Source organism: Saccharopolyspora sp. NPDC045941 (assembly GCF_056431445.1).
In genome coordinates this window covers 141,769-166,680 of the sequence record NZ_JBWKKU010000016.1, presented here as the reverse complement: position 1 = coordinate 166,680, position 24,912 = coordinate 141,769, and the positions used below count along the sequence as shown (strand labels likewise).

At 71.1% G+C, this 24,912-nt stretch carries 24 protein-coding genes; 10 read left to right on the top strand and 14 right to left on the bottom strand.

The features are described from left to right. Positions 1 to 496: 496 nt before the first annotated feature. The 6 genes from AC07FN_RS15770 to AC07FN_RS15745 form a co-directional block, all read right to left on the bottom strand. Positions 497 to 922, bottom strand: coding sequence for a roadblock/LC7 domain-containing protein (locus AC07FN_RS15770; RefSeq protein ID WP_452613931.1), 426 nt, complete (start codon positions 920 to 922; stop codon positions 497 to 499). A 30-nt stretch (positions 923 to 952) separates the two neighbouring features. Then, positions 953 to 3,103: a sensor histidine kinase gene (locus AC07FN_RS15765; RefSeq protein WP_478396265.1), complete on the bottom strand. Its 2,151-nt coding sequence runs from the start codon at positions 3,101 to 3,103 to the stop codon at positions 953 to 955. 127 nt (positions 3,104 to 3,230) lie between these two features. Then, positions 3,231 to 3,968, bottom strand: coding sequence for a dipeptidase PepE (gene pepE / locus AC07FN_RS15760; protein WP_478396264.1), 738 nt, complete (start codon positions 3,966 to 3,968; stop codon positions 3,231 to 3,233). A 54-nt stretch (positions 3,969 to 4,022) separates the two neighbouring features. Then, entirely contained in the window at positions 4,023 to 4,763 is a 741-nt protein-coding gene (locus AC07FN_RS15755) for an ESX secretion-associated protein EspG (RefSeq protein ID WP_478396263.1), read from the bottom strand. Positions 4,764 to 4,855: 92 nt separating this feature from the next. Next, the gene (locus AC07FN_RS15750) at positions 4,856 to 5,245 is read right to left on the bottom strand and encodes a phage holin family protein (protein ID WP_358575494.1); all 390 of its coding nucleotides are present in this window, start codon (positions 5,243 to 5,245) and stop codon (positions 4,856 to 4,858) included. A 93-nt stretch (positions 5,246 to 5,338) separates the two neighbouring features. Next, positions 5,339 to 6,304: a Ppx/GppA phosphatase family protein gene (locus AC07FN_RS15745; RefSeq protein WP_478396262.1), complete on the bottom strand. Its 966-nt coding sequence runs from the start codon at positions 6,302 to 6,304 to the stop codon at positions 5,339 to 5,341. Between the two features lie 252 nt (positions 6,305 to 6,556). On the opposite strand from AC07FN_RS15745, the gene AC07FN_RS15740 reads away from it, so the two are divergent. Together AC07FN_RS15740 and AC07FN_RS15735 are read left to right on the top strand one after the other, a co-directional pair. Then, positions 6,557 to 7,603 (top strand): LLM class F420-dependent oxidoreductase, encoded by a 1,047-nt coding sequence (locus tag AC07FN_RS15740; RefSeq protein ID WP_132483421.1) that lies wholly within the window; start codon positions 6,557 to 6,559, stop codon positions 7,601 to 7,603. 240 nt (positions 7,604 to 7,843) lie between these two features. Then, the gene (locus AC07FN_RS15735) at positions 7,844 to 8,404 is read left to right on the top strand and encodes a TetR/AcrR family transcriptional regulator (RefSeq protein WP_478396261.1); all 561 of its coding nucleotides are present in this window, start codon (positions 7,844 to 7,846) and stop codon (positions 8,402 to 8,404) included. 83 nt (positions 8,405 to 8,487) lie between these two features. On the opposite strand, the gene AC07FN_RS15730 is transcribed toward AC07FN_RS15735, so the two are convergent. Further along, positions 8,488 to 9,834 carry an MFS transporter gene (locus AC07FN_RS15730; RefSeq protein WP_478396260.1) on the bottom strand — a complete coding sequence of 449 codons (1,347 nt, stop codon included), beginning with the start codon at positions 9,832 to 9,834 and terminating at the stop codon, positions 8,488 to 8,490. Positions 9,835 to 10,074: 240 nt separating this feature from the next. Between AC07FN_RS15730 and AC07FN_RS15725 the strand changes: the two genes are divergently transcribed. After that, complete coding sequence (locus tag AC07FN_RS15725) at positions 10,075 to 10,854, top strand: cupin domain-containing protein (RefSeq protein ID WP_478396259.1); 780 nt, start codon at positions 10,075 to 10,077, stop codon at positions 10,852 to 10,854. Here AC07FN_RS15725 and AC07FN_RS15720 read toward each other — a convergent pair. Further along, positions 10,802 to 11,206: a hypothetical protein gene (locus tag AC07FN_RS15720; protein ID WP_478396258.1), complete on the bottom strand. Its 405-nt coding sequence runs from the start codon at positions 11,204 to 11,206 to the stop codon at positions 10,802 to 10,804. The genes AC07FN_RS15725 and AC07FN_RS15720 overlap by 53 nt on opposite strands. 416 nt (positions 11,207 to 11,622) lie before the next feature. Here AC07FN_RS15720 and AC07FN_RS15715 point away from each other — a divergent pair, with 416 nt between their 5' ends. The 3 genes from AC07FN_RS15715 to AC07FN_RS15705 all read left to right on the top strand — a co-directional run bounded on the left by AC07FN_RS15715 (position 11,623) and on the right by AC07FN_RS15705 (position 14,051). Beyond that, complete coding sequence (locus tag AC07FN_RS15715) at positions 11,623 to 12,045, top strand: hypothetical protein (protein WP_478396257.1); 423 nt, start codon at positions 11,623 to 11,625, stop codon at positions 12,043 to 12,045. A gap of 78 nt (positions 12,046 to 12,123) precedes the next feature. Further along, the gene (locus AC07FN_RS15710; RefSeq protein WP_478396256.1) at positions 12,124 to 13,038 is read left to right on the top strand and encodes an ABC transporter ATP-binding protein; all 915 of its coding nucleotides are present in this window, start codon (positions 12,124 to 12,126) and stop codon (positions 13,036 to 13,038) included. Beyond that, a complete protein-coding gene (locus tag AC07FN_RS15705; RefSeq protein ID WP_478396255.1) occupies positions 13,035 to 14,051 on the top strand; it encodes an ABC transporter permease in 1,017 nt (338 codons plus the stop codon). Before AC07FN_RS15710 ends, AC07FN_RS15705 begins: the two co-directional genes overlap by 4 nt. A 31-nt stretch (positions 14,052 to 14,082) precedes the next feature. On the opposite strand, the gene AC07FN_RS15700 is transcribed toward AC07FN_RS15705, so the two are convergent. After that, positions 14,083 to 14,538, bottom strand: a complete 456-nt coding sequence (locus AC07FN_RS15700; RefSeq protein ID WP_478396254.1) for a nuclear transport factor 2 family protein — start codon at positions 14,536 to 14,538, stop codon at positions 14,083 to 14,085. 93 nt (positions 14,539 to 14,631) lie between these two features. Between AC07FN_RS15700 and AC07FN_RS15695 the strand changes: the two genes are divergently transcribed. Together AC07FN_RS15695 and AC07FN_RS15690 are read left to right on the top strand one after the other, a co-directional pair. Then, positions 14,632 to 15,198 carry a TetR/AcrR family transcriptional regulator gene (locus tag AC07FN_RS15695; protein WP_478396253.1) on the top strand — a complete coding sequence of 189 codons (567 nt, stop codon included), beginning with the start codon at positions 14,632 to 14,634 and terminating at the stop codon, positions 15,196 to 15,198. 111 nt (positions 15,199 to 15,309) lie between these two features. Beyond that, complete coding sequence (locus AC07FN_RS15690) at positions 15,310 to 16,809, top strand: amino acid permease (RefSeq protein WP_478396252.1); 1,500 nt, start codon at positions 15,310 to 15,312, stop codon at positions 16,807 to 16,809. A gap of 69 nt (positions 16,810 to 16,878) precedes the next feature. Here AC07FN_RS15690 and AC07FN_RS15685 read toward each other — a convergent pair whose 3' ends face one another. After that, positions 16,879 to 17,142 carry a UBP-type zinc finger domain-containing protein gene (locus AC07FN_RS15685; protein ID WP_478396251.1) on the bottom strand — a complete coding sequence of 88 codons (264 nt, stop codon included), beginning with the start codon at positions 17,140 to 17,142 and terminating at the stop codon, positions 16,879 to 16,881. Between the two features lie 106 nt (positions 17,143 to 17,248). Between AC07FN_RS15685 and AC07FN_RS15680 the strand changes: the two genes are divergently transcribed. Continuing rightward, complete coding sequence (locus AC07FN_RS15680; RefSeq protein WP_478396250.1) at positions 17,249 to 18,814, top strand: Na+/H+ antiporter; 1,566 nt, start codon at positions 17,249 to 17,251, stop codon at positions 18,812 to 18,814. A gap of 108 nt (positions 18,815 to 18,922) precedes the next feature. Here the strand turns inward: AC07FN_RS15680 and AC07FN_RS15675 are convergent, their stop codons facing one another. Next, positions 18,923 to 19,666, bottom strand: coding sequence for an IclR family transcriptional regulator (locus AC07FN_RS15675; RefSeq protein WP_132483400.1), 744 nt, complete (start codon positions 19,664 to 19,666; stop codon positions 18,923 to 18,925). 219 nt (positions 19,667 to 19,885) lie between these two features. Between AC07FN_RS15675 and AC07FN_RS15670 the strand changes: the two genes are divergently transcribed. Further along, complete coding sequence (locus tag AC07FN_RS15670) at positions 19,886 to 21,085, top strand: NAD(P)/FAD-dependent oxidoreductase (protein ID WP_478396249.1); 1,200 nt, start codon at positions 19,886 to 19,888, stop codon at positions 21,083 to 21,085. Positions 21,086 to 21,141: 56 nt separating this feature from the next. On the opposite strand, the gene AC07FN_RS15665 is transcribed toward AC07FN_RS15670, so the two are convergent. From AC07FN_RS15665 to AC07FN_RS15655, 3 genes are read right to left on the bottom strand one after another with little or no spacing between them, the layout of a single operon-like run. Then, positions 21,142 to 21,756: a sarcosine oxidase subunit gamma gene (locus AC07FN_RS15665; RefSeq protein WP_478396248.1), complete on the bottom strand. Its 615-nt coding sequence runs from the start codon at positions 21,754 to 21,756 to the stop codon at positions 21,142 to 21,144. Further along, entirely contained in the window at positions 21,743 to 24,595 is a 2,853-nt protein-coding gene (locus AC07FN_RS15660) for a 2Fe-2S iron-sulfur cluster-binding protein (RefSeq protein ID WP_478396247.1), read from the bottom strand. Before AC07FN_RS15660 ends, AC07FN_RS15665 begins: the two co-directional genes overlap by 14 nt. Next, the gene (locus tag AC07FN_RS15655) at positions 24,592 to 24,858 is read right to left on the bottom strand and encodes a sarcosine oxidase subunit delta (protein WP_132483390.1); all 267 of its coding nucleotides are present in this window, start codon (positions 24,856 to 24,858) and stop codon (positions 24,592 to 24,594) included. Before AC07FN_RS15655 ends, AC07FN_RS15660 begins: the two co-directional genes overlap by 4 nt. Positions 24,859 to 24,912 lie beyond the last annotated feature (54 nt).

The window sequence follows — 24,912 nt, the reverse complement described above, 5'->3', positions numbered from 1 at the left end:
CCCCCCGGATCATGCAAGCGACTGGGGGGACAAAGTCATGCCGGACCTGGCGACCAGGGGCTCCAAGATCAGAGCCACGAAAACGGTAACGGGGGTCGAACCCCCCACGCCCCCCACGGTGCGGTGGCCCGTTTCGTTGGCTCCTTGCGTCGGGAGCCGTTCCCGGCCTGGGTTTCCGACCAGCCCTCCGTTCGGTCGCTTCGCATCGACGTGGAGCGTGCTGGGCACGTTGGCAGCGGGTGTGGAGCACCTTGAGCCCGGTGTGGTGTGTGTTGGGTGCCTTGGTGGCGGGCTGGTTCGGTGGGGCTCGTCTTCGCCCCTTCGGGGCTGGACTGTGCTCATTGGGCGCTTGGTTTGGTTTGCGTCCGTCGCTACCTCGGTTTTGGTGGTGCAGCGCCGCTCTACTCTGTTGTGGTGCAGCGCCGTTCGTTTTGTTTGAGGCGAGGGGTTCTTGGGTTCTTGGGGTTCTTGGGGTTGTTGGGGTTCTTGGGATTTTTCAGGGTCTTTGTTGTTGGGTGGGGACTTCTGCTCTTGGGGCCGAGCTCAGGTAATTGCCCACCCTGATCACCAGGAGGTTCATCTCGTAGGCGATCGTTCCCACGTCCGCTTCTTCTTCTCCCAGTATCGCCAGGCATGCTCCGGCGCCCGCTGCCGTTATGAAGACGAACGCGTGGTCCAGCTCCACCAGCGTTTGCCGGACTCCGCCGCCGCCGAAATGCCTTCCCGTTTCCTTCGCCAGGCTTTGGAAGGCCGCCGCCATCGCCGCCAGGTGCTCCGCGTCCGCTGTGGACAGGCCCGCCGAGCGGGCCATCAACAGGCCGTCCGCCGAGAGCACCACTCCGTCGCGGGCTCCCACCACCCGGGCCACCAGGTCGTCCAGCAGCCAGTTCAGCTCACCATCGGGGCCGATCCTGTCGGTCATCCGCGCATTTCCCCTTCGTCGCCGGACCGGTCATTCCGGTTCCTCCGCCTGCCGCGCCGCGCGCGTGTCGCGTTGGAAAGCGGCCATGTTGCCACGGCTTCGCTCCGGCGAGTGCCCGGCACGCCCGAAATCGCCGTCACCCGGCTCCGAATTGCGGGCATCCGGGCGAATTCGCGGCGGGGTCGGCAATCTCGGTTCGACTTCCTCCCATTCCGCCGGGCGGGTGAAATCCGTCCTGGTGTCGAACATCGGCTCGGTCGCCAGGATTTCGGTCGGCAGGAGAACCGTCGCCACCGTGCCGTTCTGGGCGGCCTCTTGCAGGACGACCTTGATGCCGCGGCGAGCGGCGAGCTGCGCCACCACGAACAGCCCGAGCCGGGGATCGCCGCGCAACGTGATGTCCTCGAACCGCGGCGGCGTCGACAGCCGCGCGTTGGCCTCGTCGCGGTCCGCCGGGCGCATTCCCAGCCCTTCGTCCTCGATCCGCACCAGCACGCCGCGCCGCTCGTTGCTGCCGTACACCTGGACTTCCGAGCGCGGCGAGGAGAACGACGTGGCGTTGTCCATCAGCTCCGCCAGCAGGTGGATCACGTCGCCCACCGGCGCACCCACCAGCGACACGTCGGGCATCGGATGTATCCGGATCCGGTCGTAGAGCTCGGTTTCGGCGACCGCCGCACCCACCACGTCCGCCAGCCGCACCGGTTTTCGCCACTGCCGCCCCGGCTGCTCGCCGGCCAGGATGATCAGGTTCTCCGCGTTGCGGCGGGCCCGGGTGGCGAGGTGGTCGAGCCGCAGCAGCGCGTCCTGCCGCTGCGGGTTCTCCTCCCCTCTCGCCAACTCGTCGAGCACCTGGAACTGGCGGTGCACCAGCCCCTGGTTCCGGTGGGCGATGCCCAGGAAGACCTTGTTGATGCCGGACTTCGCCTGGTTCTCCCGCACCGCCGCGGCGACCGCGGTGTGGTGCGCGGTGTTGAACGCCTCCGCCACCTGCCCGATCTCATCGTTGCCGTGCTCCAGCGGGGAGAGCTCTTCCTCGACGTCGATCTGCTCGCCGCGCTTGAGCCTGGACATGATGTCGGGCAACCGCCCGCTGGCCAGCCGCAGCGTGTCGTCGCGCAGTTTCGCCAGCCTGGTCACCAGAGTCCGGTCGACCAGCCTCCGGGCGTTGCGCGCGGCGAGCACGATGCCGACCAGCACGGCCAGCAGCCCCGCTAGGCTGCCCACGATCACCTGGACGAACCGGTCGGTCCCGTTCTGCAGGCCGAGGTCGGAGGTGGTCTTGGCCTGCTCGATGGCGATCTCGACCAGGTCCTCGGCGACCGCGTTGGTGGACTGCCGCCACTCCTCCTCGTCGACGGCGAACTTCCCGCTGCGCTGCGGCGGATGCTCGACGAGCGCGTTCTCGAAGCCGACCAAGCGCTGCCAGTCGGGGCTGGCGATGAGTCGCCGGTACAGCTCGATCGTGCTCGGTGCGGCGGCGGGCACCGCGGTTTCCATCCTGGAGTGGTAGGCACCGACCAGGGCCGAGAAGGACAGGTGGTCCTCGGTGTTGAACTCACCGCCGACCAGCGCGGCACCGCCCAGCGATGCGGCCTGGGACATCTGGTCGGCGGCGCGGAACACGTCGGTCGCCACCAGGGCGGCCTGGCTGACTTCCAGGTCCGGCGTCGCCCGCGACTGGGTGTCGAACAGGTTGACGGCCGCGTCGAGCAGCCGGTTGTAGAAGCGGAAAGTCTCCGCCCGCGACGAGTTCCCGGCATCCGCTCGGGCGCGCTGGTGCGGCAGCTGGATCAGCAGTGCGTCGAGGTCGCGCGCCCGGATCGCGATCCGCGACGGCGCTTCCTTGGCGAGCTGCCCGAGGTTGGCGCGCATCTCGCCGACGGCCGTGTCGGTCCTCGCGCGCTGCTCGATCAGCGCGGCCGGGTCGATGTCCGGGCGGCTGAGCCGCTCCATCGCCAGCTGGCGCTCCTCCTGCAGGGCCGCCAGGCTGTTCACAGCCGGGATCGAGGCGTTCTTCACCCCGACCGCGATCACCCTCGCGCTGTAGCCGTCGTACACGGTCAGCGACGCGAACCCGAGCCAGAGGGCCAGCAGGATCACGCTCGGCACCACGCCGATGCGCGTCAGGCGGGCCCGGATCGTCCTGTAGTCACTACCCGAACTGCTCGTCCGCGTCACAGTGCTCCGCTATGTCGAACCGCCCTGCGACCAGCCCGCTCCCGCACCAACGCGGGCGGTCGCGCGGCAAAACACTAGCACAGGGTGATCATGAAAACACGGAAACGTTTCATCACCGTTGCCGTGGTCAGGCGTCGTAGTGCGGCTCGGTGCGGAGCAGGAACGTGGCGTCGTCGCCGGGTCCGAGCTCGCGGGGCTCCGCGCCGCGGGTGAACAGCCGCGCGCCGGTGCTGCCGCCGAGCTCGGCGTGCTCGCCGCGGACCCGCAGCCAGGAGGCCTCCCGGAGGCCCAGCACGGGCACGTCGTTGTCCTCCAGGAATTCCGCGATCCGCTGCTCGCGGGTCTCGCCCATGTGCGTGCTGCCCGGGTCGGGGTCCAGGTAGTGCGGGTTGATCTGGAACGGCACCAGCCCGATCGCCTCGAACGACGGCGGCTCGACGATCGGCATGTCGTTGCTGGTCCGCAGGCTGGGGCAGGCCATGTTGGTGCCCGCGCTCGCGCCCATGTACGGCGTGCCGCCGCGCACGGCCTCGCGCAGCGCGGTGACCAGGCCGAGCCGGTGCAGCGTGGACAGCAGGCGGAAGGTGTTCCCGCCGCCGATGAACACGGCCTCGGCCTCGCGCACCGCCTCCACCGGGTCTTCGGCCCGGCGGAGGCCGTCGACGGTGATGCCCAGCGGCGCGACCGCGGCCTGCACGGTCGCCGCGTAGCCGTCGTGGTCGCGCTTGGCGAACGGGACGAACAGCAGCCGCCCGCGACCGGCCAGCAACTCGGTCACGGCCGGCATGGCGTGTTCGAGGAAACCCGTGCCGTGCTTCATCGAACTGGACAGCAGCAGCAACTCCACGTCGGCCTTCTTTCCCATCGGCTACCTCCGAGCCAGGCTATCCCGACCCACCCGAATCCACAGTGGACAGGGTCATCGGGGCAGGGGCTGGGTGCGCTCGCTGGTGCCTTCCCACAGGTCCTCGACGTACTCCTGGAGGGTCTTGCCGAGCAGGTAGGCGCCCGCCGGGGCTACCACGGTGAACGTGTCGTCCGGTGACTCCGGGATCACGGCGGCGCGGCCGGACGGCGCGTGGTGCACCTCGATCCCGAACGGCCCGCTGCGCACCGCCCCGGAGGCGACGCGCAAGCCCACCGTCAGGTGGGCGGTCATCCCGTCCGCGCGCCGCAGCAGGTCGCCGATGGCCTGCGCGTCTTCCGGCGGCACGCGGCGGCGCTTGAGCTCGTAGGCCAGCCAGTCCACCTGGCGATCTCCGCGCTGCTCGGCATCGGCGCGCGCCTCGGCCAGCACGCGGGTCGGCACGGTGACCTCGCAGCCCTCGGCCGGTTCGCGGTCCGGCAGGCAGCCCACCAGCGCCGGCCACGGCGCATCGGGGCGGACCTTCTTCGCGGTCACCGACCCGTCCTGCACCAGCACCCGCGCCGCGTGCCCGTTGCCGACCGCCACGACGGCGCGCAGCTCGGCCTCACCGGGGACGTTGACCTGCGCGAATCCGAAAACCGATGCGCGCGCCAGGCTCGCGGCCAGCTCGCCCCATGGGCCATCCGGCGGCTCGTCGGCGGTCTGCGGCCGCTCGATCAGGAACGCCGCGACCTCCGGCCCGACCGCGTGATCGCGCAGCAGGCCGCCGAACTCCCGCAGGCTGCATCGCATCGCCGGCTCCGTGGTCCATCAAGATCCCCTGTGCGCGGCAGGATAACCGGGGCGCTGCCCGCTTCGCGGCGTTTTGGCCGGGATCGACGGGGTCAGCGCTCTTCGACCTGGGGCCGGGTGCGGCGCACGATGCCTGCCAGGGCGCTGCTGACGATCGTGACGATCAGCGCGCCCCAGAACGCCGACCAGAAGCCGTCGACGTGGAACGGCAGCCGCAGCTCGCCGGCCAGGTAGCTGGTCAGCCAGAACAGCAGCGCGTTGACCACCAGGCCGAACAGCCCGAGCGTCAGCAGGTACAGCAGGCAGCCCAGCGTCTTCGCGACCGGCTTGAGCACCACGTTGACGATGCCGAAGATCACCGACACCGCCAGCAGCGTGAGGATCTTCGCCGTGGTGTCCTCGCCCTCCAGCGTGATGCCGGGCAGCGCGGTGGTGATCCACACCGCGACCATGGTGATCAGGATGTACAGCAGCGTTGCCACGACGCGCCCCTCCCTGCCGGCTTCCGCAACGAACATCATCGACGCTACCGGCGTCCGGGGGGCGTGCGCTCGCGCTGCGTTGTGATCTCCGGTTCAGCTGAAGAGGGTCGCCATCAGCCGGAGCGCGTCGCCGTCGGTGTCGTCGTGCGCCTCGGCGAACCGGAAGACCAGGCCTTCGCGCAGGCCCCAGGGGCAGATCTCCAGCTCGTCCACGCCGATGGTGCGCAGGATCAGCTCGGCGACGATGGCGCCGGCCAGGATGCGGCGGGCGCGGCTGCGCGACACGCCGGGCAGCGCCGCCCGCTGCTTCTGGCCCAGCTCCGCGAGCCGCGGGATCCAGGGGCGCAGCTTGGCGCGGAGCAGCCGGTCGGGGTGGCGGGCCAGCCGGCCCGGCGAGCTCTCGGTGAGCACGGCCAGCTGCCGCAGCACCTTGGACAGCGCCACCGGATGCCCGAGGTCGCGGTCGGCGAAGGTGCGCAGCGAGCCCGGGATGGCGCCGCGGACCGCCGCGACCAGCTCGTCGACCTGCTGCGGCTTCGGCGGATCGTCCGGCAGGTACTGCCTGGTCAGCCGGGCCGCGCCGAACGGCAGCGAGACCACGTCGGCGGGTTCGCCGCCGGTGCCGGTGGCCACGTCGATGGTGCCGCCGCCGATGTCCACCATGGTCAGGACGGTGCCGCAGCGGCCGTGCCAGCGGCGGGCGGCGTGATAGGTGACGGCGGCCTCGTCGCGCGGACTGAGCACGCCGATGCGCACCCCAGCCGCCTCGCTCAGCCGCTGCCGCAGCTCCGCGCCGTTGACCGCGTCCCGCACCGCCGAGGTCCCGTACGCGATCAGCGCGTCGGGTTTCTCGTCGATGGCCGCGTTCACGCAGTGCCGCACCGCCCGCTCCGCGTGCTCGACGCCCAGCTCGGTGACCAGGCCGTCCGCCCCGGTGTGCTCGGCGAGCCTGGTCCGGGCCTTCGCGCTCCAGTCGGCGCGCGGCATCCGGGACCGGTCGAGGTCGACGATTTCCAGGCGCGCAGCAGTGGACCCGATGTCCAGCAGAGCCAATTTCATGCCGCAACCGCCCGCGCACCACGCGGCACTCGGCGCGGCGTGGTGGAGGTAATCGGCGGCATGCTCCCATTGTCGGGGTCATTTCGGCCGAAAATCCCGCCACGCCAAGGTTTTCTTGAGAGTTGTGTCACATTCTCGGGGCCGGGCGCCGTCTCCCGGCGCGACTTACCCGGCGGTAGCCTCTGGGCTACCTCGGCGGCGTGGCCGACGCCCCGGCATCGCCGCTCGCCACAGACCGGAAGGGTTCGGCCGATGCGCATCGGGATGCCGCTGAACTACAGCGGAGGGTTCAAGGAAACCGTCGACGACCTGGCCACCTACGAGAAGGCCGGACTGGACATCGTGTACGTCCCGGAGGCGTACTCGTTCGACGCGGTCAGCCAGATGGGCTTCATCGCCGCCCGCACCGAACGCCTGGAGATCGCCTCCGGCATCCTGCAGATCTACACCCGCACGCCGACGCTGACCGCGATGACCGCGGCGGGCCTGGACTTCGTCTCCGACGGCCGGTTCACCCTGGGCATCGGCGCGTCCGGGCCGCAGGTCATCGAGGGCTTCCACGGGGTGCCCTACCACGCGCCGCTGGGCCGGACCCGCGAGATCGTCGACATCTGCCGCCAGGTCTGGCGCCGCGAGAAGGTCCAGCACGAGGGCAAGCACTACAGCATCCCGCTGCCCGCCGACCAGGGCACCGGGCTGGGCAAGCCGCTGAAGATCATCAACCACCCGGTGCGCGACCGGATCCCGATCATGATCGCCGCGATCGGGCCGAAGAACGTCGAGCTGGTCGCCGAGATCGCCGAGGCATGGGAGCCGATCTTCTACCTGCCGGAGCGGGCGGCCGAGGTGTGGGGCGAGCCGCTGGCGGCGGGCAAGGCGAAGCGCGACGCGTCGCTGCCGCCGCTCGATGTGGTCGCGCAGGCGCCGCTGGCGATCGGCGAGGGGCTCGACGACCTGCTGGACTTCGCGCGGCCGCACGTGGCGCTCTACGTCGGCGGGATGGGCGCGAAGGGCAAGAACTTCTACAACAACCTGGCCCGCCGCTACGGCTTCGAAGCCGAGGCGGAGCTGATCCAGGACCTCTACCTCAGCGGTAAGAAGGAGGAGGCCGCCGCGGCGGTGCCCCGCGAGCTGCTGGAGAAGACCTCGCTGGTCGGCACCGCGAGCCACGTCAAGGAGCGGCTGGCGGCGCTGAAGGAATCGGGCGTCACGACCCTCAACGTGACGCCGCTGGCGGGCGACGCGGCCGGCCGGGCCAAGCTCATCGAGCAGGTCAAGCAGCTCGCCACCGACGCCTGACCGGGGTTCCGCAATTTCAATGGAAATCGGACCTCTGATTTCCATTGAAATTGCGGAAGTTGTCCACAGCCTCCGGCGTGTCGAGGCCTGACACGCCGGAGGGCCGCAATTCCCATTGAAATTGCGGGAAGACCGGGACCTCGCGCCTTCAGGCCCAGTCGTTCGCCATGACCCCTCCCGATCTTGTCGGTGGCAAGATCGGGCCTGCTGGTCTTATCTTGTCAATGGCAAGATGGGTGCATGAGCACGGAGCGGCCCTACCACCACGGAGATCTCCGCCAGGCCCTGCTGGACGCGGCTGTCGAGATGATCGCCGAGCACGGCCCGGCGCAGCTGAGCCTCCGGGACCTGGCCCGGCGCGCCGGCGTCTCGCACGCCGCGCCGCGGCACCACTTCAAGGACAAGGCCGGACTGTTCACCGCGCTGGCCGCGGAGGGCTACCGGCTGCTCGCGGACGCCCTGGCCGACGACCTGGCGCTGATCGAGCTCGGCGCCCGCTACGTCGGCTTCGCGGTGGCGCACCCCTGCCACTTCGACGTGATGCACCAACCGGACCGGTGCCACCTCGACGATCCCGACCTGCTCGCCGCGAAGGCCCGGGCCTGGGACGCCCTGCGGGCGGGCCTGCCCGCGACGCTCGGCGACGCCGAAGCCGACCGCGCCGCGCTCGCGGCGTGGTCCATCGCGCACGGCTTCGCGACGCTCCGCCTGACCGGCAACCTCCCGGCGGCGGCGCGCGACCGGGACCCCGCCGAGGCGTTCCGCGAGATCGCCGGGCTCCTCGACGTCGACCCCGACTAGGACGTTTCCGCAGGTGACTGCCCGTGAGCACTTTGTGCTGCTATGGCAGCACAAAGTGCTCACGGGGCCTGACCAGGCGAAACCTAGGCTTCCGCCACCGCTTCGCGGGCGTGCTGGGGCTCCGTCGAACCGGCCTTGTGGGTCTCGCGCAGCAGCAGCACCGAACCGAGCGTGCACAGGCCCATCAGCAGCAGGTACACCGACACCGACGCCGAGCTGCCGGTGGCCGCCAGCAGCGCGGTCATGATGAACGGCGTGCCGCCGCTGACCAGGATCGCCGCCAGCTGGTAGGCCAGCGATGCGCCCGAGTAGCGGACGCGCGGGGCGAACAGCTCGCTCAGGTACGCCGCCAGCGGCCCGTAGGTCAGGCTCGACCCGATGCTGCCCACCGTCGCCGCGATCGCCACCCCGGCGATCGACGCGGTGTCGACCAGCCAGAAGAACGGGAACGCCCACACCGCCAGCAGGACCGCGCCGGCCACGATCAGCGGGCGCCTGCCCCAGCGGTCCGACAGCGCGCCGCTGGCGAAGATCACGACGATGCCGACCGCCGACGACACCAGCGTCACCGCCAGCAGCGACTGGCGCGGCATGCCCAGCTCGCGGGTGCCGTAGTCGAGCAGGCCCGAGATGCTGATGTAGAAGATCGAGTTGGTGGCGAACAGCAGGCCCGCGCCCAGCAGCACGGTCCGCTTGCTGGTGCGCAGCACCTCCATCAGCGGTGCCTTGACGACCTCCGCGTCCGCCTTCTCCTTGCGCTCCTTCAGCTCCTGGAACACCGGGGTGTCCTCGATCTTCATCTGGATGTACAGCACGACCGGCGCCAGCACCGCGCTGGCCAGGAACGGGATCCGCCAGCCCCACGCCTGGAACGCCTCGGGGCTCAGCGCCGCGCCGACGGCGAGGAACGTGATGTTGCCGAGGATCACGCCGAAGGGCACGCCCATCTGCCCGAAGGTGCCCGCCATCCCGCGCCGGCCGCGGCCGGCGTTCTCGGTGAGCAGCAGGACGATGCCGCCCCACTGCCCGCCGACCGCGATGCCCTGCAGGAACCGCAGCGTCACCAGCAGGATCGGCGCGAACACGCCGATGGAGTCCGCGCCGGGCAGCACGCCGATCAGGAACGTCGCCGTGCCCATCATGATCAGGCAGGTCACCACGGCCGGCTTGCGGCCGATCTTGTCGCCGAGGTGCCCGAAGATCAGGCCGCCGACGGGCCGGGCGATGAAGCCCGCCCAGAACGTCGCGAAGGACAGCAGGACGCCGATCAGCGGGCTGGCGCCGGGGAAGAACAGGTGGCCGAAGACCAGGGCCGCGGCCGTTGCGTAGATGAAGAAGTCGTACCACTCGATGGAGCTGGCGATCAACGCCGCGATCATCAGCTTCTTGGGGGTCCTGCTGGCGTGCGTCGTCGGGTCACTCGCAGTCATCGACAGACTCCCTTGACTTGATGGCTGGAGACCAAGATCACTTTCAGACCGACCGGTTGGTACGACTGTGATGTGCGTCTCTGCTCTCGTCAAGACCGAATTCACATCCAGACCGAAGCCGTCTCAGTGCCCCATTTGCGCGTTCGGCTGGTCACGACGGAGTAACTCGTCGGCCTACCCCGCACCAGGACGGGCGGTACTCGATCGCGTCGGCCGGTTCGCGCAGGAGAGACTGTCGGCGTGACTGGATCGACGCTGCTGCACCTGCTGCCGCTGAAAACCTTCCACGCCGACCGGAACTCCCCCGTCAGATCCGCCAGCCTCGAGACCGAGGGCTTCGTGCACTGCTCGCCGGACGAGCGCACCGCGCTCGCGGTGGCGAACACCCTGTACCGCGAAACGACCGAACCGATGGTGGCGCTGGAGCTGGACCCCGCGAAGCTGTCGGCGCCGGTGCGCTGGGAGGAGCCGATCCCGACGCCCCCGGACGGTGCGCCGGCGGATGCGCTGTTCCCGCACGTCTACGGGCCGTTGGAGCGGGAGGCGGTGATCGGCGTCCGCTACGCCCGGCGCGACGCGGCGGGGCGCTACCTGAGCCTGGAGACGCGCAGCCGGACCGCCGAGGAGTTCGACCTGCTGCCGCACCCAGAGGGCGGCTGGTACCGGCAGACCTGGGCCGGACCGGTCCGGATCGAGCACAACGGCGGCACCCGGTCGAGCGCGACGATGATCTACTTCCTGTTGCCGCCCGGCCAGTTGTCCGCCTGGCACACCGTCGCTTCAGACGAGCTGTGGCTGTGGCACCGGGGCGGGCCGCTGACCCTCTGCCTCGGTGGCGACGGGCCGCGCCCGGTCGACGAGCCCGAGCGGTTGGTGCTCGGCGCGGGCGCCGGGCAGACGCCGCAGGCCGTGGTCCCGGCCGGCACCTGGCAGTGCGCGCAGGCTGCCGCGACGGCCGAGACGCTGGTCAGCTGCGTTGTTTCGCCAGGATTCGACTTCGCCGACTTTCGCGTCCTGTAGGCCGGTCGAAGGAGTGCCGGGGCCCGGGGCGGCGCATCGCGCCGGGACCGCCGGCAGGTGCCGCGACCCGGCCGCGGACCGCCTCGGCGGATGTCCGGAGCATCGCGAAGACCACTGCGAACACGGCAGCGAGGGCGTTGCGCCGGGATCGGGCGCCCGGCGCCGCTCGCTGCTGCCGGTATTCGGCGACGAGCCTGCCGGTCTCGCGATGCCGGCCCCGCGCGGTCTCGCGGCGCGGCACGCCGGAACCGAGCATCTTGCGCTCCACCCAGGACATCGTGATCAGCATGCCGATGATCGCTCCGATGCCGATCGAGGCAGCCAACGCGAACCCTGCCAGCGAATTGATCACTGGCACCACCCCCCACGACGCAGCGGGCCACCGGTTCCAGCGACTCTTGCCGTCGACGCGGAACGGCACCGCACCAATGCCGTTTTCGCTGTGGCCCTTGGAGATTCACCGTAATTCGGGACGTTCATGACCGCCGGGCGTGAACGGCCCCACTCGCCCGAACAGGTGAAAAGTGATCAGGTTCGCCGGTTCGCCGGACGGCGGGCCCGGCGTGATCGGGCGGACAGTTCTTGATCGGGCAAAACGCGCGGAAGCGGAGCTACCATCGAAAACGGTCCGGCCACCGCCGGCACCCGGCCGCCCGAGAAGGCGCGGCGCCGGGCAACCCGCCGCGATCGGCGCGCGTGTTCCACAGCGACCCGCTGTTCGCACCGGGATCGTCGACGGGCCGCGATTTCAGGGGAGGTAATCGGGTCGTGAGGGGTTACACCGTCCACCTGCTGTTCCATCTGCTGGCGATCGCGGCCGGTGCCGCGTGCGGCATCGCGGGCGGACTGTGGTGGTTCGGCGGCGACCCGAGCGGCCTGTGGCTGGGGATCGGCGCGCTCGCCGTCGGGGTCATCGTGCTGATCCTGGAATCCCTCTACATCAGCGCCGACCAGCCGGCCGCGCCGCCGCGGCAGCCGCCGCGACCGCCGCTGGAGTCGCGGCCGCGGATCCCGCTGCCGCCCCGCGAGCGCACCCGGCCCGATCTCGAACCCGTGGCGGTCCCGCCGCCGGACACGCTGCTCCAGCCCTCGATGGACGCCGCCAAGTCCGTCGATCAGGAGACCAAGACCTCGGCGCTCGACGCGCTCGACGCGCAGTGGAGCGACGACCGGTCGACCCGGCAGTCCTGATCCGCGACCGATCGCACGCAACCTGAACGCACTCCGCCGCGTCCTACGGGCGCAAGATCCACAACCAGGAGTGCCACGATGGCTACGCAGGACCACGCAGTCCTAGCCAGGGACGTGCGGCGCAGATTCGGTGCGGTGGAAGCCGTGCGCGGGCTGGACCTCGACGTTCCCTACGGCGAGGTGACCGCGCTCGTCGGACCGAATGGCGCGGGCAAGACGACATTGCTGTTGATGCTGGCCACCCTGCTGGCGCCCGACTCGGGCGAGCTGCGGGTGGCCGGCCTGGACCCGGTGGCGGATCCGCTGGCGGTGCGCCGCCGGCTCGGCTGGATGCCGGACGCCTTCGGCGTGTACGACCAGTTGACCGCTCGCGAATACCTGGACTTCTTCGCGGCCGCCTACCGCCTCCCGGCCACCGACGCGCGGGCCCGGGTGGCCGGGCTGCTCGAACTGGTGCACCTGGCGGAGTTCGCCGACCAACCGGTGCACGTGCTATCGCGCGGGCAGAAGCAGCGCCTCGCGGTCGCCCGCGCGCTCGTGCACCGGCCATCGGTGCTGCTGCTCGACGAGCCCGCGGCGGGCCTCGATCCGCGTTCCCGCGTCGAGCTCCGCGACCTGCTGCGCGCCCAGGCGGCGGAAGGCACCGCGGTGCTGGTGTCCAGCCACATCCTCAGCGAGCTGTCCGAGGTCGCGGATCGGGTCGTGTTCGTCAACGGCGGCCGGACCGCCGGCCAGCACCGGATGGACGAGCTCGATCATCGCGCGGTGTGGCGGGTGCGCGCGCTCTCCGGTGACCTGCCCGTCGCGCTGGCGCGGCACGGGATCGAGCACGCCGCCCACGCCGCCGGGGTCGACGTGCAGGTGGCTTCCGAGCAGGCCGCGGCGGAACTGCTCGCGCGGCTGGTCGCCGACGGCGTGCAGGTGTCCAGCTTCGCCCCGACCGGCAACCACCTGGAGTCCGCCTACCTGGCCTACACCGAGGAGCGCCGATGACCTTGAGCGGCATCAAGATCGTGGCCGAGCAGGAGTTCCGGGTGCGCCTGCGCACCGGCCGGTGGCGGTGGCTGCTGGCCGCGTGGTTCGTCGTCGTCGCGGCCTTCGCCGCCCTGCTCAGGTACTCCCTGGCGATCGTGCGCGATGACTCCGGCATCGCCGACGGCAACACCGGCATCCCGCTGTTCGGCGGCGTGATGCTGTTCGTGCTCGCGCTGGCGCTGCTGGTGGCGCCCGCGCTGACGGCGCAGTCGATCAACGGCGACCGCGAGCGCGGCACCCTCGCCACGGTGCAGGCGACGCCGCTGTCGGCGTGGGAGATCACGCTGGGCAAGTTCGCGGCGGCCTGGATCACCGGGCTGGTCTTCCTCGGGCTGACGCTGCCGTTCGTCGTGTGGGCGCTGTTCGAGGGCGGTCTCGGGCCGTTGCGCGCGCTGGCGGTGCTCGCGATCGTCGCGCTGCTGATCGGCGTGATCTGCGCGATGGCGCAGGGCCTTTCGGCGCTGTTCGCGCGCGGGATCACCTCGACGCTGATGTCCTACCTGCTGGTGTTCGCCCTGACCGTGGGCACGGTGATCGTCTTCGGGCTGTCCCTGCCGCTGACGATGACGGAGAAGACGTACACGCCGACGGCCAGCGAGCAAGCCGACTACGGCATGGAGCCCTACACCTACGACGTGCCGCAGCCGCAGTACGTCTGGTGGCTGATGGCGCCGAATCCGTTCGTCGTGCTCGGCGACGCCGCGCCCGCCCCGCCGAGCCGGATCAACCCGCGCACCGGCGAGGAGGAACCGATCGTCGAGATGGATCCGCTGAGCACCATCGGGCTGATGGCGCGCAGCATGCGGGCGGAGCACGACGGCTACGACCACGATGCCTTGGCGGCGAGCCCGGCCGTGTGGCCCTACGGACTCGGGTTCAACGTGCTGCTCGGGGCCGGTGCGCTGTGGCTGAGCGCGCACCGGCTGCGCACGCCGGTGCGCGGGCTCACCCGCGGCGTGCGGATCGCCTGACGCCGCCGATCCGCTGAGCCGCTGCCCTGGCTCAGCGGATCGGCAGCAGCACGCCGCGCTCGGATTCCGGGCGCGGGCCCCGGATCCGGCGTTCGGCCTCGGTGATCGCGACGTCGTTGATGCTGGCCTCGCGGCGGCTCATCAGCCCGTCCTCGGTGAATTCCCAGAGCTCGTTGCCGTAGCTGCGCCAGCACTGCCCGGCGGCGTCCCGGCACTCGTACTGGAAGCGGACCGCGATGCGGTTGCCGCGGAAGTCCCACAGCTCCTTGCGCAGCGCGTAATCCAGTTCGCGCGCCCACTTCTCGCGCAGGAAGGCCACGATCTCGTCCCGGCCGGTGACGAACCGGTCCCGGTTGCGCCACACCGAATCCGGCGTGTAGGCCAGCGCGACCCGCTCGGGGTCGCGGGTGTTCCAGGCGTCTTCGGCGGCCTGCACCTTCTGGGCCGCGGTCTGCTCGTCGAACGGCGGGTAGGGCGGACGTGACATCGCTCGTGGCTCCCAACTGGAGAACGGTCGTTCTCCGCAACGTCCGCTAGAGTAGAGAACGATCGTTCTCCCGACAACTCCGGAGCGTTCCGCGTGCAGCGCCACGAGGCCGAGTCGAAACTGCTGGACACCGCCGAAGCCCTGTTCTACGAACGGGGCATCCAGGCCGTCGGCATGGCCGAACTGCGCACCGCGTCCGGGGTGTCGCTCAAGCGCTTCTACCAGTGCTTCGCCTCCAAGGACGAGCTGGTCGAGGCCTACCTGCGCCGCCGCGACGAGCGCTGGCGCAGCGCGCTGGCGGCCTACGTCGCGCGAGGCGACCACACCCCAGAGGAGACCGTCCTCGCGGTCTTCGACTGGCTGCACGACTGGTTCGGCGAGCCCGGCTTCCGCGGCTGCGCGTTCCTCAACTCCTTCGGCGAGCTCGGCGGCAGCTCCCCGGGGGTCGCCGCAGCAGCGCGCGACCACAAGGCCGAACTGCGCCGCTACCTGGGAGAACTGGTCGGCGGGCTGGGCGTCGCCGACCCCGACCAGCTCACCGAACAACTGCTCGTCCTGGTCGACGGCGCGACCGCCACGGCCGCAGTCGGCGGGGACCCCGGCCCGGCCCGCAGCGCTCGCGCCGCCGCGGCCGCCCTGATCACGGCCGCCTCACGATGAGCCGGATCATCTTGCCCGGAGTGACCTGAGCCACAATCCTGTCTTCAGGTACGCCGATGCGGCGCGAGCGGGCCGAGGGCCCGCCCGGCACCTGGGTGAGGAGGGCCACCCATGTCAATCATGCGTGTCAAATCGGTCGAACAATCCATCCGGGATGCCGAGGCCCCGGAATTTCGCCTGCGCCGCGTGCTGCGCGCGGTCGATCTGCTGGGCATCGGCATCGGCGCGATCATCGGCACCGGCATCTTCGTGCTGACCGGCGTCGCCGCGGCCACCGATGCCGGGCCCGGCATCGCGATATCGTTCGTCTTCTCCGGAATCGCGTGCGGCCTGGCCGCGCTCTGCTACGCCGAGTTCGCGTCGGTCGTGCCGGTGGCCGGCTCGGCGTACACGTTCTCCTACGCGTCGATGGGCGAATTCCTGGCCTGGATCATCGGCTGGGACCTGATGCTGGAATTCATCCTCGGCGCGTCCACCGTGTCCGTCGGTTGGTCCAGGTACTTCGTCGCGGCACTCGACACGATCGGCCTGGGGTTGCCTGCGGCACTGACCGCCGCCCCGGGCGCCGGCGGCGTGGTGAACCTGCCCGCCGCGATCATCGCCCTGATCCTCACCGTCGTCCTGGTGGTCGGCATCCGGCTCAGCGCCGCGGTGACCAACGTGGTCGTGGCGATCAAGCTCGTCGTGGTGCTGTTCTTCATCATCTTCGGCGCGTTCTTCATCAAGGCGTCCAACTGGACCCCGTTCATCCCGCCGCACCAGCCGCCGGAGCCCGGCGCCGTCGCGGCGCCGCTGGACGAACCGCTGGTCAACGCGTTCTTCGGGCAGACCGGGTCGTTCGGGCTGAGCGGCCTGGTGGCGGGCGCGGCGCTGGTGTTCTTCGCCTACATCGGCTTCGACATCGTCGCCAGCGGCGCGGAGGAGACCCGCAAGCCGCAGCGCGACATGCCGATCGGCATCCTCGGTTCGCTGGCCGTCTGCTCGATCCTGTACGTGCTGGTGTCGCTGGTGATGACCGGCGTCGTCAAGTACGACCAGCTGGACACCGCGGCGCCGATGGCCACCGCGTTCCAGGCGATCGGCGCGCCGTGGGCGGCCGGACTCGTCTCGCTCGGCGCGATCGCCGGCCTGACCACGGTGATCCTGATCCTGATGCTGGGGCAGGCCCGGGTCGGGTTCGCGATGAGCCGGGACGGCCTGCTGCCGGTGTGGTTCGCCAAGGTGCACCCGAAGTTCCGCACGCCGTACCGGATCACCGTGATCACCGGGATCGTGGTGGCGGCCATCGCCTCGCTGACGCCGATCAACGTGCTCGCCGAGATGACCAACATCGGCACCCTGTTCGCGTTCGTGCTGGTGTCCATCGGCGTCCTGGTGCTGCGCCGCACCCGGCCGGACCTGCCGCGGGCCTTCCGGGTGCCGTGGGTGCCGGTGATCCCGATCCTGGCCGCGGCGGCCTGCCTGTACCTGATGCTCAACCTGGTCGGCTGGACGTGGATCCGGTTCGGCGTCTGGATGCTGATCGGCCTGGTCGTCTACTTCGTGTTCAGCAGGAGGCACAGCAGGCTCGGCAAGGGCGAGACCGCCGAGAAGGCCGCCGGGGAGGGCTGATCCGCTGCGCAGGCCGCTCGTGAGCGATGGGTTCCGGTAAGAACCGGAGTCACCGCTCACGAGCGGGGCTCAGCCGAGCCGTTCGTCCACGTAGCACCAGGTCCAGGACTCGCCCGGCTCGAAGGAGCGCACCACCGGGTGGGCCGTCCCGTGGAAGTGGGCGGTGGCGTGCCGGTTGGGGCTGGAGTCGCAGCACCCCACGTGCCCGCACTGCGTGCAGATCCGCAGGTGCGCCCAAACGTGCTGGCCGGCGGCGAGGCAGTCCTCGCAACCGTCCTCGCGGCTAGGGGTCGGCGCGAGCTCCGCCGCCGCCTGCAAGTGCGCACAACTCATCAGAACCTCCAGGTGCCGAGCGCGGCGTCAGCGGCTCGAACGACAATGTGCTGTCGAACGTAAGCCACCGGCTGCGGATTCCGCAGACGCCTCGACCGGAGACAGCATGCACGACCTACCCGCGTTGATGGCCCTGCTCGCCGGGGCGCTCGCCGTGACCGCCGTTTCCCGCCGGACCGGGATCTCCGCGCCGCTGGCGCTGGTCGTGGTGGGCCTCGCCGTGTCGTCGATCCCCGGCGTGCCGGACTACACGATCGATCCCGACCTGGTGCTGCTGGTGATCCTGCCGCCGCTGCTGTACTCGGCCGCGCTGAACAGCTCCACCATCGGGATCCGCGCCAATCTGCGGCCGATCGGGCTGCTCGCGTTCGGGCTGGTGCTGTTCAGCACCGCCGTCGCCGGGGTGCTCGCGTGGTGGCTGGTGCCGGGCATGCCGCTGAGCGTGGCGCTGGTGCTGGGCGCCGTCATCGCGCCGCCGGACGCGGTCGCGGCCACCTCGATCGGCCGCCGGCTGGGGCTCCCGCGCAAGATCATGACCGTGCTCAGCGGCGAGAGCCTGGTCAACGACGCCACCGCGCTGACCGCCTACCGGGTGGCCGTGGCCGCCGCGATCGGCACCGGCTACTCGCTGCTGGCCGGGGTCGGCATGTTCCTGCTGGCCGCGGTCGGCGGCGTGGTGATCGGCTACGCCATCGGCTGGGTCGTGCACCGCGTCCGGCGGCTGCTGCGCGACGACATGCTGGAAAGCGCGGTCGGGCTGATCGTGCCGTTCTTCGCATACCTGGTCGCCGAGGAGGTGCACGCCTCCGGGGTGCTGGCCGTCGTGGTGGCCGGGCTGTACCTGGGGCACCTCGCGCCGTCCGGCAGCGCCGCGACGCGGCTGCAGGACCGGGCGGTGTGGAACGCGGCGGACACGCTGCTGGAAGCGGTCGTGTTCGCGCTGATCGGCCTGCAACTGCGCAGCGTCCTGGAAAGCGTGTCGACGGGCTTCGGGCTGCTGGTCGTCGCCGGTCTCGCCCTCACCGCCGGGATGGTGCTCGCCCGCGGCGCGTGGGTGTTCCTCGTGATGTACCTGCCGGAACTCCTCCGGCGGCGCAGCCCGGACTGGCGGCACAAGGTGATCGTGTCGTGGGCGGGGATGCGGGGCGTGGTGTCGCTGGCCGCCGCCTCCGCGATCCCCACCGCCACGCTGGCCGGGGATCCGTTCCCGCACCGCGACGAGGTCCTGTTCCTGACCTTCTTCGTGACGCTGGCGACGCTGCTGCTGCACGGCACCACGCTGCCCTGGCTCATCGGATTCCTCGGCGTGCGGGGCACCGAGGACTACACCGACGCGCTCGCCGAAGCCGAAGCGCAGCACAACGCCGCCCGCGCCGCGCAGGAGCGGCTCGACGAGCTCACCGCGGAAGCGGAGCCGCCAGGCGACGTGGCCGAGCGGCTGCGCCGCGCCGCGCAGCAGCGCAGCAACCAGGCGTGGGAGCGGCTGGGCCGGTCCGCCGACGAAGTCGGCGAGAGCCCGACGGCGGCGTACCGCCGCCTGCGCGGCGAGATGCTGGCCGCGGAGCGGGCGGTGTTCGTGCAGTTCCGCGACGACCGCCGCATCGACGACGAAGTGCTGCGCCGCGTCATGCACCAACTAGACCTGGAAGAGCTGTGGCTCTCCCGCGACTAAATTGACATTTGGGTCATTTTGCGTAGCGGCGCGGGTAGCAGAACCTCAGAGGCCGCCTCGGCTCCGGGATCCCCGACTTGAATGTCCTTTTCCTGGTTGTGGCCGCTGCTACGTCAGGAAGCCGAGCTGCGAGGAGAGTTCCTTGGCCGCGATGCGCATCGCGCCGACGACCTCGCGCATCCGCTTGCGGGAGAAGCGGTACGACGGGCCTGAGGCGCTCAGCGCCGCGATCACGTCGCCCTCGTGGTTGTAGACGGCGACCGCCGCCGCGTTGAGCCCGAGTTCCAGTTCTTCGTAGCTCGTCGCGTATCCGTCGCGGACGATCAGCTCGAAGTCCTTGCGCAGCTCGCCGGCGTTGGTGACCGTTCTGGTCGTGTAGCGCTCCAGCGGCCGGACGAGCACCTCGTCCTGGTCCTCCCGCGGCGCGTGCGCCAGCAGGACCTTGCCGCTGGACGTGGCGTGCAGCGGGGTGCGCTGGCCGACCCAGTTGTGCGCCGTGACGGCCGCCGTGCCGCGGGCCTGGCTGATGTTGATGGCGACGTCGTTGTCCCGGATCGCGATGTTGACCGTCTCGCCCAGGTCGGCGGCCAGCGACTCGCAGAACGGCCGGCCCAGCCGGGGCAGGTCCATCCGCTCGGTCGCCGCGCCCGCCAGCCGCACGATGCCGAAGCCGATCGCGTACTTGCCGCGCTCCCCCAGCTGTTCCACCAGGCCCCGGGCTTCCAGCACGCTCACCAGCCGGGAAGCCGTCGACTTGTGCACTCCCAGCTCCCCGGCGATCTCGGTGATGCCGGCTTCCCCGTTGCGCGCCAGCAGTTCCAAGACGGTCACGGCCCGGTCGACGGACTGCACCAGAGCGCCAGAACTCCTTCCGCGTGCTTCAGCTGCGCTACCCACCGGTCAACCGTATCCGTTCGAGGTGCACATCCCGGAACCATCCGTTGTCCCTCTTGACGTTGTCGCAACAAAAGGGTCAGATTTGTTGCGAATACTACGCTCTGTTCCTCATTGTGCAACGGAGGTCGGCTTGTTGTCACTCACCGCGGCCGCCCCACCGGCCGTGATCGAGGCATGAACACGGTGGTCGTCGTCGGCTCGTCGGTGGCGGGCTGGCGGTCCGCGCAGGAGCTGCGCGAACAGGGCTTCGACGGGCGGCTGGTGATCGTCGGAGCGGAACCGCACCGGCCCTACGACCGGCCGCCGCTGTCCAAGGAATTCCTGGCCGGGAAGCTGCAACCGGAAGAACTCGCGCTGGGCAACGAGCAGGAGGAGGCCGACCTCGCCGCCGAGTGGCGGCTGGGCGTCCCGGCGGCGCGGCTGGACTCCCGGCGCGGCGCCGTGGTGCTCGCCGACGGCAGCGAGGTCCGCGCCGACGGCGTCGTGCTGGCCACCGGATCCGCCCGGCGGAGCCTGCCGGGCAGCGCCGAAGCCGCCGGCAGCCACCGGCTGCGGACCGTCGACGACGCGATGGCGCTGCGCGAGGAGATCCACGCCGGCGCTCGGGTGGTGGTCGTCGGCGGCGGGCTGATCGGCACCGAGATCGCCTCGACCTGCCGGTCCCTGGGCGCGGAGGTGACCCTCGTCGACGCCCAGCACCTGCCGCTGGCGCGCACCCTGGGCATCGAGCTGGCGCCGCTGTGCTTCGCGCAGCACGAGGACCACGGGGTTCGCGTGCGGTGCGGAACGCCCGCCCAGCGCGTGCTCGCCGACGACCGGGTCACCGGCGTGGAGCTCGCCGACGGCCGGGTGATCCCGGCCGACGTGGTGGTCGTCGAGGTCGGCGCGGAGCCCGCCACCCGGTGGCTGCGCGGGTCGGGGCTGAAGCTCCGCGACGGCGTCGTGACCGACTCCGGGTGCGTGACCGCGCTGCCGAACGTGGTGGCGGTCGGCGACATCGCGCGCTACCAGCCGGCGCACCGGTCGCACACGGTGCGCAGCGATCACTGGTCGACGGCGATGAACCAGCCGCCGGTCGCGGTGCGCAACCTGCTCGCCGGGCGCACCGCGGCGGCCTACACCGGGGTGCCGCACTTCTGGTCGCAGCAGTACGGTTCGACGCTGCAGTTCGCCGGGTACGCCGGGCCGAAGGACCGGATCACGGTGGTGGACGGCTCGCTGAAGGCCCGCCGGTTCGTCGCGACCTACCAGCGCGGCGGCCGGACGATCGCGGTGTTCGCGATGAACAGCCCCAAGCAGTTCGCCACCCACCGCCGCCGCCTCATCACGGCCCTGACGAACCCCGGTCCGGCGGCATCCAGAGCGGTGAGGTGAACGGACCGTTCACTCCGCCAATCGAGGCGAACGGGCCGTTCGCTTCACAACCGCGATCAGGAGGCGGTGAACTCCTGCACCGCGTCCAGGAGCAGGTCCGCCAGGTAGTCGGCGAAGGAGTTGCGGACGAGGATCCGGTAGGCCGGTTCCGGGGTCAGCTGCCAGAGGATCGCCTGGGTTCTGCCCAGCAGGGTCTGGGCGCAGCGGCCCGGGGTGAAGAACCTCGGGTGCAGGTCCAGGGAGCAGATCTTCTCCAGGACCTCGCGGGACAGCGGGCCGGACAGGCGCAGCGCCGTGCGGTTCGCGGACACGTCCACTGTGGATCCCAGCGAGTCCGCGAGCGCGCCGCGGACCGAGGCGCCCAGCTCGGCCGCGCGGCCGTCCGGGGCCACCAGGAGCCACTCGTCCGGGCCGAGCCAGAGGGCCGCGGCGTTCTCGTCGCCCGAGACGAGGTTCGGTTCGTGGTGCGGCAGCGCGAGATCCAGCGCGTGCTCGACGCGCGCCACCGCCGGGCTGCCCGGGTGCACCCGCAGGTTCACCTGGGTCAGGAACGGTTCCTCCGCCAGCCGCAACCGATCGGTACCGATCGCGGCGAACTCAGCCGCGCGGTCGGCGAGCGGGCTGCGGCGCAGGGACAGCGTGTCGACCTGTGCGGGGCTAGCGACCGTCACGGCGGGCTCCTTCGACGTCGTAGAACAGCGGCTTGGTCACCTCGACCGGGATCGACCGGCCGTCGAGCGGCACGTCCAGCACCTCGCCGATCCGCTGACTCCCGTTGCGCACCAACGCCATCGCGAACGTCCGTTCCAGGATCGCGCTGCGGTAGCTGGACGTGACGTGCCCGAGCATCGGCACCGGCGGCTCCAGCGGGGTGCCGGGCTCGACCAGGTGCGCGCCCTCCGGCAAGAGCTCCGCCGGGTCCAGCGGCAGCAGCCCGACCAGCTGCTTGCGGTCGGTTCGCGCGGTGTCCGGGCGGGCGAACGAGCGCCTGCCGATGAAGTCCTTGCGCTTCGACACCACCCAGTCCATGCCGAGGTCGTGCGGGGTGACGGTGCCATCGGTGTCCTGCCCGACGATCAGGAACCCCTTCTCCGCCCGCAGCACGTGCATCGTCTCGGTGCCGTAGGGCGTGATGCCGAAGTCCCGGCCCGCCTCGTGCACCGCCTCCCACACCGCCAGGCCGTACCAGGAGGCGACGCTGACCTCGAACGCCAGCTCGCCGGAGAACGAGATCCGGCTGATCCGCGCCGGAATCCCCTTGCCCAGGACGGTTTCCCGGAACTCCATGAACCCGAACGCCTCCGCCGAGACGTCCAGGTCGGGCGCCACGCGCGCGACGACCTCCCGCGAGTCCGGGCCGACCACCGCCACCGTCGCCCACTGCTCGGTGACCGAGGTGCAGTGCACCGCCAGGTGCGGCCACTCGGTCTGCAGCCACTCCTCCAGCCACTCCAGCACCGCCGCGGCGTTGCCGGTCGTGGTGCTCATCAGGTAGCGGTCCTCGGCCAGCCGCATCGAGACGCCGTCGTCGAAGACCATGCCGTCCGCGGTGCACATGACGCCGTAGCGGGCCTTGCCGACCGGGAGCTTGGCGAAGGCGTTGGTGTAGATCCGGTTCAGGAACTCCGGCGCGTCCGGCCCGACGATCTCGATCTTGCCCAGCGTCGTCGCGTCCTGCATCGCCACCCCGGTGCGCGCCGCCAGGCATTCGCGCCGCACCGCCGCGGCCATGTCCTCGCCGGGGCGCGGGTAGTACCAGGGCCGCTTCCACTGGCCGACGTTCTCGAACTCCGCGCCGTGCGCCACGTGCCAGGAGTGCATCGGCGTGGTCCGCACCGGGTCGTGCAGCACGCCCCGGTCTCGCCCGGCCAGCAGCGCGAACGACACCGGCACGTAGGGCGGCCGGAACGTCGTGGTGCCCACCTCGCCCGGCGATTCGGCCAGCAGCGCGTCGGCGATCACGCCGATGGCGTTCACGGCGGAGTTCTTGCCCTGGTCGCTGCCGGTGCCGATCGTGGTGTAGCGCTTGACGTGCTCGACCGAGCGCATCCCGGCACCGACCGCGCGCCACACGTCGGCGACCGTGGAATCCCGTTGCAGGTCGACGAAGTGGTCCGTCCACCGCGCCGGGTCGCCGGACTCGCCGGGCACCAGCCACAGCGGGCGCGGCTGCGCGACCGGCCGGTCGCCGGTCACCGGCGGGACGGGCGGCGCGGCGGTCCGGAAGCCGCTCGCGGTCGCCGCCCCGGCGCCGGCCGACAGGCCCTGGGCGAGGCAGCCGGCGAGGTCGTAGGTGCCGCGCGCGGCCCCGATCACCTTGGGCAGCCCGGGTTTCTGCGCCGGCACGAACCCGGCCACCAGCTGGTCCCAGCGCACCGCGCCGCCCGCCTGGCTGAACAGGTGCACGGCCGGGCTCCAGCCGCCGCACACCGCCAGCAGGTCACAACCGACGTCCACCGGCGGACCGGCGATCAGTCCCGCACCGTCGATCTCGGCGATCCGCGCGGACGACACCCGCCGGTCCCCGGCCGTACCGACGACGGCGGAGCCGGTGAACACCTGGGCGCCGATCGACCGGGCCTGCTCGACGAGCCGTTGCGGCGGTTCGGGCCGCGTGTCGACGACCGCACGGACGCGCGCGCCCGCGGCGGCCAGGTCGAGCGCCGCTTGGTAAGCGCTGTCGGACGTCGTGACCACGACGGCCTCCTGGCCCGGCAGCACCGCGAAGCGCTTGATGTAGCTGCGCACCGCCGAGGCGAGCATGATGCCGGGCCGGTCGTTGTCGGCGAAGACCATCGGCCGCTCGTGCGCACCGGTGGCCAGCACCACCCGCTGGGCGCGCACGTGCCACAGCCGCTGGCGGTTGCCGCGGCGCTCGGCGATGAGCAGGTAGTTGTGGTCGTAGTGGCCCACGGCGGTGGCGCGGGTCAGCACCCGCACCTCGGGCAGGTCGACGAATTCCCTTGCCGCGCGGGAGATCCACTCGACGGCGGGCCGGCCATCGATGCGCTCGCCGCCGTCCAGCAGCTTCCCGCCGAGCTCGCGGCCCTGCTCCACCAGCACCACCCGGGCGCCGCTGCGCCCCGCCGCCAGCGCGGCAGCGATCCCGGCGGGACCGGCACCGACCACGACGACGTCGGCGTGCACGTACTTCTTGTCGTAGACGGTGGGATCCGGCGCGTTGCTGAGCCAGCCGATGCCCGAGAGGCTCGCGACCTGCAAGCCGTCGTAGAGCTCCAGCCGCGTCGCGGGCACCAGCGGCTCCGGGCCGCCGTCGAGCACCTGCACCAGCGCGTTCGGTTCGGTGCAGTCGGCGGTGACGATGCCGCGCGGGCGGTCCCGGTAGATCGACGGGCCCACCTCGATCCGGCCGTTCGCGAGCAGCGCCGAGGCGAGCGTGTCGCCGGGATGCCCGGCGAACTCCATGCCGTCGAAGGTGAAGCGCAGCGTTCGGGTCCGGTCGATGCGACCACCCTCCGGCAGGCGGGAAGGAGGAGTGAGCCGTGTCATGGCGCCACCTTTCCGGGCATCTCCGGGTGCATCTCGTTGGTCGCGGTGTCGCGGACGACGTTGAACCAGCGCCGGCAGCCCGCGGAATGCGTCCAGCGCTCGTGGAACAACCCGCGCGGGTTGTCGCGCACGAACAGGTACTCGGCCCAGGCTGCGTCGTCGACGTCGGCGGGGCTGTCGGGGTAGTCGACGTGGGCCTGACCGCCGTAGTGGAACTCGGTCTCGTCCCGGTCGCCGCACCAGGGGCAATGGATCAGAAGCATCAGGGCCTCCAAACGGGGTCGTGAGCGTTTTGGATTGCCATGGCGGCCCAAAAC